Below are 12,936 nucleotides of genomic sequence, written 5' to 3'. Positions count from 1 at the left end.
TACTCTCTGCCGGGTTTATTAGAGGTGAATACTGGTCAAAATACCATTGCCAGTTCTATTATCCATTGCCTTTTGGCGATAGCCTATCAGTCCCGTTTGGCTATTTGACTTTCACGACAGTTCAGATGTACCTTCACTTACGTTGTCCGTATACAACTATGCAAGATGAGATACCGAATAGGACTTTCGGTTTTCATCCTTTATCCCCGCTTCACGGATTGATAGTCAGTCGCTACCGTGGGGGATATGCTGTCACCCTCTCACCAGAGGGGGAAGGAATTTCACCTTCACGAATATCAAGTTGTCTAGGTTCAGATTTTTACCTAGCGGCTAATCCTTCACTTTTTAGAGAGTGATTTCTAGCCAACGAGTCGCACGATATTTAAAATCATAGAGGCACACGGGAAAACCCTGATCAAAAGCACTACGAATCAGGGGATCAATCACACTGAAGGTTTTACCTGAGCCGGCTGCACCAATGGCAGCAATTCCCCTTTGAGCATCGCTTACATACAGTGTGGGACTTGCATTAAGTTTTCTGAGTTCTTTACTCCATTTTTGATGAGAATAATTTTTCAGCAGCCCTTGAGAACGCCACTGTGCCTGGAGCTTGTCACGCATTTTCTCCGGCATACCCACATACAACGCCACGTTGTTGCGGGTGGTGTTATTCATTTGTTCAGTGGCTTTTTTTCGAGCTGTTGCCTTCTGAGAAGCACCACCCCAATAACTCGTTGCAACCTTGCCTTTTTTGTGGTGTGAACTTAACCATGAGAAAATACCAATTACAATCAAGCATCCTAGCAGCATTAAGCCAGATTGAGACTTAAGCAATACACCAAGCTGTTGGCTTGTGTTAAATACAGCATTATTTGAGTTATTATTTGTAGCTATGTATTGAACTGAGTTACGCATTTGTTTCTATGAGCGTAAAAATAAATATTTAACAGCAGCAAATAGCAAAAAAAGACCGTAGGTTTTTTTGATAAATGTGTCAGAGACGAATGATTGAGTTGCTAAACTCGCCCCCAAAAAATTTCCTAAAATCATTCCCACAGCCACAAATATTGCGTACTTGATACTCAAATAGCCTTCGCGGTAATAGACAACAGCTCCTAAAATACTGAAAAGTTGCACCCCCAAAGATAATCCCGTTGCTGATTTTTGACTAATTCCAACTAAGAATGTCATTGCTGGAACAATAACAAATCCACCGCCTCCGTACATTCCACCGATGATGCCAGCTATTACACCGACTAACAGTAATTGAGTAATCATTCTCTAACTTGGATAAGGTGAACAGTAGCTATCAACTAAAAATGAAAATTTAAATGTGTGGGTCAAAAGAGGCAGGGGAGCAGGCGGCAGGGCGCAAGGGGGAAAGCTGAGATGGAGCTTGTTACTCCGCCCCAGCAAGAGCGCCTCCGCTTCTTGGTAAATTTTGTACCCACACTTATATAATCTTCTATCTTGTTGAAGCTTTTAGTAGATCCACCTGAAAAACGAACCGCCCTTGGGATAAACCTGTAGAAATTGGCAGAGCCAATTTCTATAATTTTATGAGAACCCCCATCAAATAATGTTCTCTACCTTCAACAACTCTTCAATATTTAAGGGAACGCATTCAGTCAACAGAGGAATTGAAGAATTGCCAGACAAGACTTCATTCCTCAAAAATTCGTCCTCTTCTAATCCCTCCATCTCGTCCACATGAACTGTTACAGCAAACAACCCTTCCTGTCCTCCATGCGAGCAGAATTGATGCCAAGTTCCTCCATAAAAACGAAGAATAAAAATAACATCTGGAGGAATTTCCACAAAAGACATTTTCTCCAAAAACAATTGAGGATTTTGCTCTACTTCTTCAGGAGTTGCACTACTAAACTTGAGTAATACACCCGAACTCCCACTAATAGCAGTGATTGCCCTTTGCCCTGTATGCCGATGGAAGACCAAATCTTTTTCAATCCCAAAGGTGTATATCGCTGTCAAGTTATCTCTAGATAAATCTACATTTATTATTCTTGCACTCAAAACATTGTATTCCTCTACAAAATTTTCATGTTTTTGTTGTCTTTGTAAGCCATTGCGAACAATCACATTTCCTAGTCCTGGAGGAAGTTCAGCCACCAGGTAGATTTCTATTGGCAAACGTTCTCCACAATCTATGGTGATTTTTTCCTCTAATTTTTGGGTTCTTGAACTGATGTCAAAACCTGATGTTTTTGCTGAGTACATATCTATTTACCTCTACTAAGTTGAAACATTCATTCATTTAAGAAACAATGGATGAATTTTGAATTGGTATTATCGCCCTTCGGGCAAGGCAGAAGGCAGAGGGCAGAAGGAAGGAAAAAGTTTTAGGTTTTGCTTTTTGCCTTGCCCATCCGGGTTTAAGACCCCCGCTCCTACGAGCGGTCTTTAATCAGGTGGGGTCAGAATCCCCATCTGATTACCTTCTGCCTTTTGGTTAGAGTCGATGGGCAGTAGTCGGGTAAGGTTCGAGCGTCGCCGCTCTCCCCTCCCCTAAGAACCGTGCATGAGACTTTCGCGCTCACACGGCTCAAGTCCTACTTCAAGCGAGTTGACTTGGATTTAGTGTGTACCTGTTGATGACACGCTTTGTGCAAATGCTGAAGGTTTTCTAGGTCGTCTAGTCCCCCTTTCGCAACAGGTATTATGTGGTGGGTTTCTATTTCCTCCCCGTTGAATAGTGGTTCGCCACAAATGGGACATTTCCAATTTTGGTTTTGAGCTATTTTAGAGTTATGCGAGTTGCGTTCCCAGTAGCTCTTACCCTGTTTCTGGTGACGTTTTTCCCAATATTCTTTGAGTGAAGGGTCATCCGGTGACGCTTCCCCCTTGACCTTTACATGGCGTTCGATGGGCGTGTACGCTATCGGGTATAGGATTAAATCCTTTTGTTTCCCTCGGCGGTCGCTAGTAGATGTAGCGAACGTCCATTTATTGCGATTTATGGTCTGAAAGTAACGTTTCCGTATCCATTTTGTGTTCTTGTTGGGATGGCGACGCTTAGCCCAACGCCAGAGGTATTGCCATATTCTACTTTTGACATATTCAAAGGTTTCTCTACTAACCACACCTCTGTAATAATTAGCAAAACCTCGGAGAATTGGGTTCAGTCTTTTGATGACTACCTCTTGTTCACATCCGTTCATTGCTTTTATTTCTTGACCGATTCGTTTACAAAAGTCTAAGACTTTCTTTTTCGAGGGTTTGATAAGCAGTTTGCCATTATAATGGCGGTGATTGAAGCCGAGGAAGTCAAAACCATCTGCCATTGACGTTATAAACGTTTTCTCCGTACTGAGATTCAAACCTCTTTCTGACAACCATTGCTGAATCTGGATTTGGGCATTTTCGAGGCTTCCTTTGTCTCTAGCTGTGACTATAAAATCATCAGCGTACCTAACCACTCCAAGTTTTGGATTGGTGGATTTTATAAAGGTTTCTAATCCATGCAATCCGATATTGGCTAGGAGCGGGGAGCATACCCCTCCTTGTGGTGTACCCGTTTTTGTCGGGCTGTATATCCCTTCAAAGATAAATCCAGCTTTTAACCATCCTTTGATTAGGTTTTTGTTTGGGAAATTACCTAGTTGTCTAAGGATAGATTCATGGGCAATATTGTCGAAGAATCCTTGAATATCAGCTTCTAGAACCCAGTTATTTCTAGCATTTGGACTTGCATTTAATCTTATCCAATTTTGTGCTATGGCATCATGACAGCTTCTACCGCACCTGAATCCATAGGAGTTTGGTTCAAATACGGCTTCCCATTCGGGTTCTAGTGAATTGACTATTATTGCCTGTTCGATTCTGTCGCGCACGGTTGGGATTCCGAGCGGTCGTTTCTTACCGTTGGCTTTGGGAATCATTACCCGTTTTGTAGGTTCTTGATTTCCTCCACTCCAGTTGTTTACCAGCTTCACTCGTTGCTTTGGGGTATTGATTATTTCTTTGTCAATTCCTGCCGTTGCTTTACCCTTATTGGTCTGAGTGATTTTCCGAACAGAGAGTAATAAGTTTGCGTAGCTTCTTTGCATTAACTTTTGGAGGTTTCTCAACTTCCGCCAGTTACCAAGTTTTCTCGCGAGAAAGATTCTTTGACGCAGATTCCTAACCGCTTTGTTGATTTTCCGCCAGTTGATTTGGCTCCAATCTTCTAGTGGTTTTCTTAGTCCGTTTGTTGTACCAGGGTACGACATCTAACTTGTCCTTGAATTAAGTTTCTTTGTGAGTTTCTCTTTCTCATAAGACCCAGAGTAAGTCTGCTATTCCTTTCGGTCAGGGGCAAAGTTTGAACCCCTATCTCGTTCATTACAAACGAGCTTTTGCTTTTTACTCCATCCTTTACCCTCCAGAGGATTATGCTTTCCTTGCGGTTGGCTTACTATTGGTATCGACATCCTATAGACTCTATAGGGCTTACCCTGTTGTATCGTTTAGTGTATGTTCTCCTTTAGATGTTGACTTTTCTGCGGTGGGGATTTTATTCACACGATTCATAGAAGATAAAGCTATAAATCTACCCACTTACCTTTTGGTTAGAGCCTTTCAGCCTTATTTGGCTCTTTGTGCGATGACGCAGTTTAATCGTCAATTCACGTTCGTTCATCTTGGGAGAACTCCCTTTAGCTCCAAAACCGGTTTCGGCTACCAGTTTCGGCTACGTTTGTGGTCTGCACTCCGCCTTTTTCGTTACCTACTTGGGCGTGACCGAACTCATGAGAGTCCTTTTACACAAGGGTAGAGGGTGTGAATCCTCTAGGGAAGTGGGCTTCCCGCACTAAACGACCTTTCAGGTCGCGCTTACCCGCCGCACCTCTCTGTTCAATCTGGGCGTGCAAGTTTTCCTCGCACCCAGCTTTCGACATTCGCGCGCTTTTGCGTTTGCTCATGTGGATATATTGGTGACATGACTGGTGGATGGCTAGGAGGTTCTTAGGTTTCCAATCGTCATGTTTTCCGTTCATGTGGTGGAGGTGTATCCTTTCACCGTCTGCGAATTTTAATCCGCAGTGTCCACAAGTATGGTTTTGCCTTAATAAGGCTTTGGCAGTTGTGCCGTCATAATGCTTTGACTCACGTTGGCTCCAGTAGACGATATCCCCGTTAAACGGTGAGATATCGCCTTTAACGTTCACGAATCGATTTTCGGCGTAAGGTACTGCCGGGAATGCCCGTTTAATCAGTCTTTCCGCCTCATACCGATTCATTTTAGATTCTTTTAGAAACGCCTTGAACGTTCTGTTGCTTATGAACCAAAGGGAGAAACGAGAACCGTCCATTTTGCAGAAGCGGTGATAGTTTCTCCATCCTCTAATGATAGGGGCAAGCTTTTCTACCTTGACCTTGGCTCCATAATTCGAGTTGTTTACGATGGTTTTGACCTTAGCTTTAAAAGCTTTGAAGTTATCCTCAGAGGGAACGCATCTAAACTTTCCATTTTTTCTGAACTTTAAAATGCCAGCCTAAGAAGTCAAATCCATCTGTCGCGGATACAAGCCTTGTCTTTGTTGCTTTTACATTTAGTCCTCGTATTGCTAGGAATTTGGTTATTCTGTCAAGTATTAGCTCTGCGTTATCATTAGGCTTAAGAAAGAACACCATATCGTCGGCATATCTTACCGAGGAGTGGATATGTTCTATCCCGTTTAGCGCAATGTTGGCGAGTAATGGGCTGACCACTCCGCCCTGTGGCGCGCCTTGGTCTGGGAAGTCAGGATTTGTCCCCGATTTCAGGCATTTCCAAAGTCCTGTTTTTATGCTCTGTGGAGCGATAATCATGGACATTAGCGAAGTGTGTCCGATTCTGTCGAAGCATCGCTCGATATCAAGTTCTAGGATTTTCTTGTTTTTGCCATTGCTGGTTGAGTTAAGATTTTGAAACACCATTTTTTGGCAATCGTGGGCAGAGCGCCCTGCTCTAAATCCGTAGCTTCTTGCATGGAACAACGCTTCGTGTGCAGGTTCGAGTGCGTATTTGATTAAGCATTGCCAAGCCCTGTCTCTAATGGTTGGAATCTTGAGTATTCTCTTGGTTCCATCTTTTTTGGGAATGGGAATTTCTCTAAGTTTTCCGTGCTTCCACTGATGAGCAGTGGCTTTCAGGTTTTCTTCGAGTTCAAACCTTTCCTTGAAGGATAGGGATGCTTTGCCATCAATGCCAGCCGTTTTCTTGCCAGCATTTAACTGAGTCACTTGTCGAATAGCCAGTAATCTAGCATTGCGAGACTTCAGTATTAGCTTTTGCAAGTTCGCCGCCCGTTTCCGGTCGCCTTCTCGAATAGCTTTCCACAGTCGGCATTGTAGGCGGAAAAGATTTTTCCTCAGCTTGCGCCAGGGTAAATTCTTCCAAAGTTCACTATGTCTGGTGTCAGTCATGTGTCTAACTATGCTCTACTTTACTTCCTGTGTTCTGAATGCCTCGAAGCAGTTACGCTTCGTCCTACCCGATGTGAAGATTTCCGCGTCTCGTCTCGCCTACTTGGGTTTCGACCTGTCCCAAGACTTCACCATCGTTTTTCCTCGTTCCGATTTACAGATTGTTTTGACGGGTTAGGTTTAGCCACTTCGCCTACATCCATCTCATAGGGATAGCGGATAGCCGAAGGATACCTCCGCGAGATTAGGATGTAATTTCAGCATTTTGATTCAGATTGCCGAATGAAGTTAAGACGCTTTTTTAGGTTATGTTTAACCATGCCGTCTCCCCTTTAGCGCCAGTGTGCCTTATCTGCTTTGGCTCTGATTGCGCCCTGACCCCAGCTTCAACCTCTAGAATTCCGAGTCTAGTCATTGTGGGCAGATTGGGAGTTACTGTGTCCCTTACAGAGGAGGGCTTACACCTCCATCCGTAAATCAGTTATGAGCTTTTCAAGGTTCTGTCCTTGACGTTCTCACCTAGAGTTATGTATTTGCTCTAGAACGAGTCGCACCCTTCGTACTTCTGCCTTCTTCATTGACCAGTTCCTACGACCACAAGATCATTCTCTTTAACTGTTATCCAGGGTACTGGGCCAATGAAATAGGGGGTGCAAGTTTTACCACTGAATGGGATATGGGTGCAGAATCTGAAATACAACCCAAAGTCTGCTGTGCCAGTAGATTCCGAAACTCCAGTCAGTACAACTTTGAATGCATTACCATAAACTAGCCTTCCTGTCGGTTCCAATCCACCGTTGACGTTAGCTAAAATTCCGAATCCACCTTTTACCTTCTGGGATGAACCACTAACCCAACGCTTACCATACAAACCCCCGCTTGAACCTGCTAAGTCACCAAGTTCTAGATAGGAACATTCTGCACCAACATTACAAGGAATTGAAACTGTAACATCATTGCTATTAACTCTGCCAGAGACGAATTGACCAGAACCTACCATTGGATCTCCATGTTCAACTTGTCCCAAAACTAAAGATGCAACACCAATTACATCATTTCCATCTGAGATTGGTTGTGGCATTCGGTCAAATGGAACTTGGTTGAGTCCAGGTACTTCTTTTATGAGGCTTTGTTGCCAGTCTTTAAATTCATCAAGCTGCGTTGTAGCCAACCCAGGAATTGAATTGATGGAGTATCGGTTCAAATCTAGTTTACTAAAAGGGAGATTGGCTGCTGTTGGATTGGATTGTAGATATGATGCGAGATCACCATTGCCTGTAATGCCAGAGAGTGCCAACAAATCCTTTATTGGCTTAACCTGACTGACATCGAGATTCCCCAACTGGGGAATTGCTTTGACTAAGCTTGCTATTGTCTGCCACTTCATTAGTCCAAAATCTTCTAGTTTTTGCTGTGAGTAGTTGGTTGGCACAATTGCAGATATATTTTTGAGACTTACAGAACTAAGCTTAAAAGCATCATCTACGTCCCCAAGCATGATAATTGAGTCCAGTTTTTGACCTGCCGACCATGAACGAGAAGGGTCATACCCTATTTTCTGTGCTACATTTTGGGGAACTTTGATGTAGCCTGGTTGCTCTACAGGTGATAGATTCGCCCAATTGATTCTTGACCAATCGACTGTTTTTAATTGATAATCGCCATTATTTCTAGTCACAGTTGGAATTGTTTCATCCGCATAAACTAAAGGATTTCCAGAAAAAAATGTCGTTAAAATAGTACTAACAGCTAATATTCTTATAATTCTCATCTATTCCTCCCATTTTTGATATTAGTTTCTAACAATAATGGTTTAGGCTTTTCTGAATCTGGCTTAATAACTAAACTTGTATACGCAGGTTTACCTGATGCTGGAATCAGACGGAACAGATATTGTTTTTGTTGACCACTATCATCACTTGTGATTACTGTTAACTGTGTACTTCCGTCTTTGCTAGCGATAAGATTTGGGAAATTTATAGGCTTGATTTGGCGAAGAAATAAAACTGTTGCGTTTTCATTTGAGCATTCCTGATTTACTTCGTTTGTGTGTGTACAACCACCATTAGAAGTAAACGCAAAGTGAGAAGGATCGCCAATCCATACCTGGTTAATTTTCTCATTCGTAGGAATAAAATTGATAGTTAATCCATATCCAGGATGCACTTTTAATTCAACATTTAATCCACTAATTCCCTGAGCATCCTGCGAGTAGACTTCTCTAATTGGCAGAGCGCTAACTCGACCAGCCCAAACGTAAGTTAAACTGATGATTAATAATATAACGCATTGATTTGCTCCCATAGTTATGCACTTCATAATAGAACCGTTTGATTTACAAATAATTGCACAGGTGTCCCTTGTTCTATTACATAAACTTTTGGCTGTGATTGCATTGATTGCAATCTTTGCTGGTTTGCTGTTTGCATTCTGCGTACCATTTCTTTAAAACTACCTTCTGCAAAACCAGCCCCAAGATTACGCCTATCTGATGAAGTCACTATAGTAGTATCTCCAGATATATTAATTTCATTATCCTGTCTGTTATAAATTTCAGCAGCTTGACCTACACCTGATAGTACCGAAGCCATTAAATCTCCTGCAAGTGTGCTACCTTTTTTAGTTTTTCCTCTAAGGACTTCTCCTTTTTTACCTAAAACTAAAATTGTATTTTCAGGAATAGTTTTTTCTTGGACTCTACCATTTTCATTCACAAGTGCTGAGATTGCAGTGAGTTGCACTAACTCTCCAGTCGTCGCGTTATTTATCTTCACTACGATATAAGAATTACCAGGTATACTTACCGAGTTATCATCAGCTTTGAGCGGTTGAGTCAGTCTAATTAAATATTTCTGTTCAATGTTATTACTACGAACAGACCAAACAATTGGAGTTTCTAAAACTCCCAAAGTACGGCTGCCTACTAAAATTTGTTTACCTGTATATTGATAATGATAATTTTGATTTAATGTATTGGTTTGATTATCTGTTTGTTGACTTACCGCATTTTGTATTTCTGTATTATTAGTAGGTTGTACCGAATCATTATTTCCCAGATTTAAACTACCAACATTGGCAGCAGCCAACCATTGTTGCTGTGGATCAGTAGTTGGGGAAGTAGATTGTTTACGAGTTGGTACTGGATTTACTGTGGGTTGAGGTTGAGAAATGGTTGCTTGCTGATAACGATAAAGTTCTGTTGGAGGTATGCGCTGTTTGTTATGGGAAGTTTTAACTTGGGAAGGTGAGGTTGCCTGGAGCGTAGTTTGTTTATTCACCTCATTCTTAGCTTGAGAATTAGGTTTGGTTGCAGAAGTTTTGAGACTTTTAGAACTTTTCAATACTTTAATTGTTCGTGCTTGTTCATCTAAAGCCACTTGGGCTTTGTATTTCCCAGTTTCTACTTCTTGTTTTTCTGCTACTACAACCTCCGGTTTTGCTTCTGGTGTAGTTTTCACCATCGGGGGTGCAACTCTAGGTGTACCCATAATTCTGCTAACAACTGAAGCCGCAATCACGAAAATCACTCCAAAGCCCAAACCTACCGTGCCAAACTTCGCAAACGGATTACTTGCTAAAGTCGGCTGAGTCTTGCCACTGTGAGGATCATCAAATAATTCTCTTTGAGCAACGACATTATGATTAATATATGAAGTTTGCTGTTCTGTTGGTTGCTCTTGTTCTATTTCATCATTAACACTATCATCTTTAACATTTAATAAATTAGCGAATTCTACTTCATTCCATTCTCTGGGGGCTGATAATTTTTGTGATTCATCAGCATTGTCCCCAGAAAAACAGGCAGGCTTAGAAACCCCTTGATTAATCGATGGGTCAATTGAATATTCAATTTTTACCTGCCTGTTTTTTCTACGTGGAAGACCCTCATCTAGCTGTTTATCTACTCCATTACTCATCACAAATTCTCCTCTCTTAGATCCCGAATCGCATAAATTTCTAAGCCAGAACTTCGCACTCCATAAATTACTGCTGTTAGTCCTGTCATTTCTACAGGTGGGTCTGGTACTTCTACTGCTTGAACAAAAATTTCTTTGTTAAATGGAATCACTTCTCCTAAATTATCTCCTTGGCTATATATTGTTAAGTTAGCGACCATTTTTACTTTCCATTTACCTGAACCTATTTTCTCTGGTGGTTGAATTGAAAGAGGTATTAACACCATTTGAGCCGTTCCCTTAAATACTCCTGGTGGAGTCATATCAGCAAGCAATTTCAAAAATTCTTTTCTAAAGTCTTCTGACAAAGCATTAGCAGCTTGCCATGCACTAGTTGTAACTTTCCTTCCGACGTCAATATCAATACCAGGATCTATCTTTGATCTAGGTGCTTCTTCTGCCGTAATTGCACCTAAGCTACCAGAGCCATTCATCATTAATATTATTGTGTCATTTACAAAGCGCATTACTACTTGATCAGTGCGCTCCTTGCTTCCCAATGGAATAGCTTTAATTGATTTCCCATCTTGTAGTTGTACTAAAGAGGGAGGTTCTTTCTTACTGAGAGTGGAATAGGAACCGTACAATAGAATTAATATAAAAAAGGTAAGAATGTGTAATCCAAAAGTACTAACTGCAAATAATGCTAAAGTGTCTACATTAAAATCTTTTCGCTCAGAGCGATTTAAAAACCGCAATCTTTTGTTTTTCACATCATTAATTTTTGATTTCGTTAAACTCTCATGCTCATTCATCTTTGATTCTCTGATTATTTGGATAATTATCTACTCTTCTGTTTCCGCATAAATCTCTGATTCATCTACTTACTTTCAACAAGTTTTTCGCAACTAAAGATATTCCATTCAAACTAAAAGTAGACAGACTATTAAAAACTGCTATGCCACTACCAGTTGCTAAAAATACTGATAAAAATGGGGCTAGCAAACCTGTTACAACTGGAAGAAGCATTGGGTCTTGTAAAGGATTGTTTGTAAGAAATATCAAAGTTGCTACTAAACCACAAATAATATTGTAAGAAAGCTTTACTAGCCCTACTGAAAAGAAACCTACAAGCCAAGCAAAAATTGATTTTTTACCAACAGGTAACAACGATCCACCCACTGCTAAAGGCCCCATGAGTGCAGTCAACAATAATGACATCTCTACAATCCATTGAAACCCAAGACCAACAGTAAACAAAAACCCTCTGATGAATAGCTGAAAAATATTTGTATTTAAGAATTCTTGGACTCCATTGAACCATCCTTTATCATCTCCTGCTATCTCTTGAGCTTGTTTAGCAGCTTTTTCTAGACAGGAAGATTCTTCTTTTGGATCTGCTATTGATTTACATTGGTCTTGCAAAGCTGCGATCAAATCTTCACGCCCACCTTTAGCCATAACTTTTTGATACGCTTCTTGTAGTTGTATTGATGATGATGTCGTTTTTAGAAGCGTTGTATTTGTTTGGTTGATAATTCTTCTCAAACCTTTTGTAGCAGATGCTAATGGTTCGGCATTGTTGGAGAGTAAGTAAATTACCAGTATTGGATAAATCATATCCGTAAAAGCTTTGGAACTTTCACCATCCAATATTTCCCGTACCCACTGAACCATAAAAATCAGCAGAGTTCCCAGTGCAAAAAGTACCCCAACGTTGGCGATCGCACCGTACAAATCACCATCAAGTACCGAGTCCCAGAGTTTATCCATTGCCTGTGCTACTGCAACGGAGGCAGTCACACCATCATTAGTAATGGTAGATGCTGCCTGCCCTGGGTTCGGATTTTGTTGGGTTTGAGCAATGATGAGTCCAAATTTCAACAGCAGGAACGACATATTGGATACAACCTCTTTTAAAACAACCTTGCTTGTGTTGCAATCCTTAAATTATTGAAACCTTGACCTACCGTTTCTTTCTGTTGTCCTAATTTTTGCCCATCCAACGAACGAGAAATATTGGTTAGGTTGACATTAGCTAAGTCTTGAGATTGCTGCATCCTTAGTCCATCTGCCCGCAGTGAACCTAAAATTTCACCGATTTGAGCATTTTGAGTCGCAATCTTTTTCATAATATTTTGAGTCACCACCTCTTGTTGGGCATCTTGAGCTTGCTGTTGGACTTGTTGAATTGAAGTTTGCGTCTGGCTTATCTGCTCTTTAGTTCGCTGTTGACCTTCTTTGCTCAACGTTCCATCAACTACTGCACGGGTAATTTGGCGGTCAATTTCGTTTGTTGCCCGCTCAACTTCATTGATAGATGTATTAGAGTTCGCTGCAATTTCTTCTATTTGTTTTCTTGTTTGAGTCGGGTCAGGTAAACCCAATTCACCGATCGCCTCGTCAATTGCTACTTGCAAGTCTTCTCCCAAAGATTTGACTAGCGGCTCGAGTTGTTCACTCAGAATAGAGGAGACATAATTATTCCAATCATTCAACAAAGATTGCAGTTGAGCAAAGACTCCTTCCAACTCTAATGCATGAGCGCTATTGATTCCAATTGTAGAAATGGCACACGCTCCTACTAAAGTACATATAATTCGTCGTTTTAGTTTGTTCATAAAAGAATAAT

12 protein-coding genes and 1 pseudogene are annotated in these 12,936 nt (G+C 41.2%); 1 reads left to right on the top strand and 12 read right to left on the bottom strand.

The annotated features are described in order from the left end of the window. Positions 1–345: 345 nt before the first annotated feature. From ACE1AT_RS21880 to ACE1AT_RS21855, 6 genes and pseudogenes are all read right to left on the bottom strand, one after another. Positions 346–915, bottom strand: coding sequence for a hypothetical protein (locus ACE1AT_RS21880; protein ID WP_374872147.1), 570 nt, complete (start codon positions 913–915; stop codon positions 346–348). Between the two features lie 6 nt (positions 916–921). Next, a complete protein-coding gene (locus ACE1AT_RS21875) occupies positions 922–1,278 on the bottom strand; it encodes a TSUP family transporter (RefSeq protein ID WP_374872145.1) in 357 nt (118 codons plus the stop codon). Between the two features lie 294 nt (positions 1,279–1,572). Beyond that, positions 1,573–2,238 (bottom strand): hypothetical protein, encoded by a 666-nt coding sequence (locus tag ACE1AT_RS21870; protein ID WP_374872143.1) that lies wholly within the window; start codon positions 2,236–2,238, stop codon positions 1,573–1,575. A gap of 332 nt (positions 2,239–2,570) precedes the next feature. Continuing rightward, positions 2,571–4,229 (bottom strand): group II intron reverse transcriptase/maturase, encoded by a 1,659-nt coding sequence (gene ltrA / locus ACE1AT_RS21865; protein WP_374872141.1) that lies wholly within the window; start codon positions 4,227–4,229, stop codon positions 2,571–2,573. A 531-nt stretch (positions 4,230–4,760) separates the two neighbouring features. After that, entirely contained in the window at positions 4,761–4,898 is a 138-nt protein-coding gene (locus tag ACE1AT_RS21860; RefSeq protein ID WP_374872194.1) for a hypothetical protein, read from the bottom strand. A gap of 6 nt (positions 4,899–4,904) precedes the next feature. Beyond that, positions 4,905–6,420 (bottom strand): annotated as a pseudogene (locus tag ACE1AT_RS21855) (group II intron reverse transcriptase/maturase); the annotation flags it as partial. Here ACE1AT_RS21855 and ACE1AT_RS21850 point away from each other — a divergent pair. Continuing rightward, on the top strand, positions 6,407–6,586 hold the full coding sequence (locus tag ACE1AT_RS21850; RefSeq protein WP_374872140.1) for a hypothetical protein: 180 nt from the start codon (positions 6,407–6,409) through the stop codon (positions 6,584–6,586). The pseudogene ACE1AT_RS21855 and the gene ACE1AT_RS21850 sit on opposite strands and share 14 nt — an antisense overlap. 396 nt (positions 6,587–6,982) lie before the next feature. Here the strand turns inward: ACE1AT_RS21850 and ACE1AT_RS21845 are convergent, their stop codons facing one another. From ACE1AT_RS21845 to ACE1AT_RS21820, 6 genes are all read right to left on the bottom strand, one after another. Continuing rightward, positions 6,983–8,179: a hypothetical protein gene (locus ACE1AT_RS21845; protein WP_374872138.1), complete on the bottom strand. Its 1,197-nt coding sequence runs from the start codon at positions 8,177–8,179 to the stop codon at positions 6,983–6,985. Next, positions 8,176–8,712 (bottom strand): hypothetical protein, encoded by a 537-nt coding sequence (locus tag ACE1AT_RS21840; RefSeq protein WP_374872136.1) that lies wholly within the window; start codon positions 8,710–8,712, stop codon positions 8,176–8,178. The genes ACE1AT_RS21845 and ACE1AT_RS21840 overlap by 4 nt, the downstream gene beginning before the upstream one ends. Before the next feature lie 11 nt (positions 8,713–8,723). Continuing rightward, positions 8,724–10,325 carry a hypothetical protein gene (locus tag ACE1AT_RS21835; RefSeq protein ID WP_374872134.1) on the bottom strand — a complete coding sequence of 534 codons (1,602 nt, stop codon included), beginning with the start codon at positions 10,323–10,325 and terminating at the stop codon, positions 8,724–8,726. Beyond that, positions 10,325–11,119, bottom strand: coding sequence for a hypothetical protein (locus ACE1AT_RS21830; protein WP_374872132.1), 795 nt, complete (start codon positions 11,117–11,119; stop codon positions 10,325–10,327). Before ACE1AT_RS21830 ends, ACE1AT_RS21835 begins: the two co-directional genes overlap by 1 nt. A 61-nt stretch (positions 11,120–11,180) precedes the next feature. After that, complete coding sequence (locus tag ACE1AT_RS21825) at positions 11,181–12,203, bottom strand: hypothetical protein (protein ID WP_374872130.1); 1,023 nt, start codon at positions 12,201–12,203, stop codon at positions 11,181–11,183. A gap of 17 nt (positions 12,204–12,220) precedes the next feature. Further along, positions 12,221–12,925 (bottom strand): hypothetical protein, encoded by a 705-nt coding sequence (locus ACE1AT_RS21820; protein WP_374872128.1) that lies wholly within the window; start codon positions 12,923–12,925, stop codon positions 12,221–12,223. Positions 12,926–12,936 lie beyond the last annotated feature (11 nt).

It is taken from the genome of Pelatocladus sp. BLCC-F211 (assembly GCF_041928655.1).
Classification (GTDB): domain Bacteria; phylum Cyanobacteriota; class Cyanobacteriia; order Cyanobacteriales; family Nostocaceae; genus Pelatocladus.
This window is presented reverse-complemented; position numbering and strand designations above follow the sequence as displayed.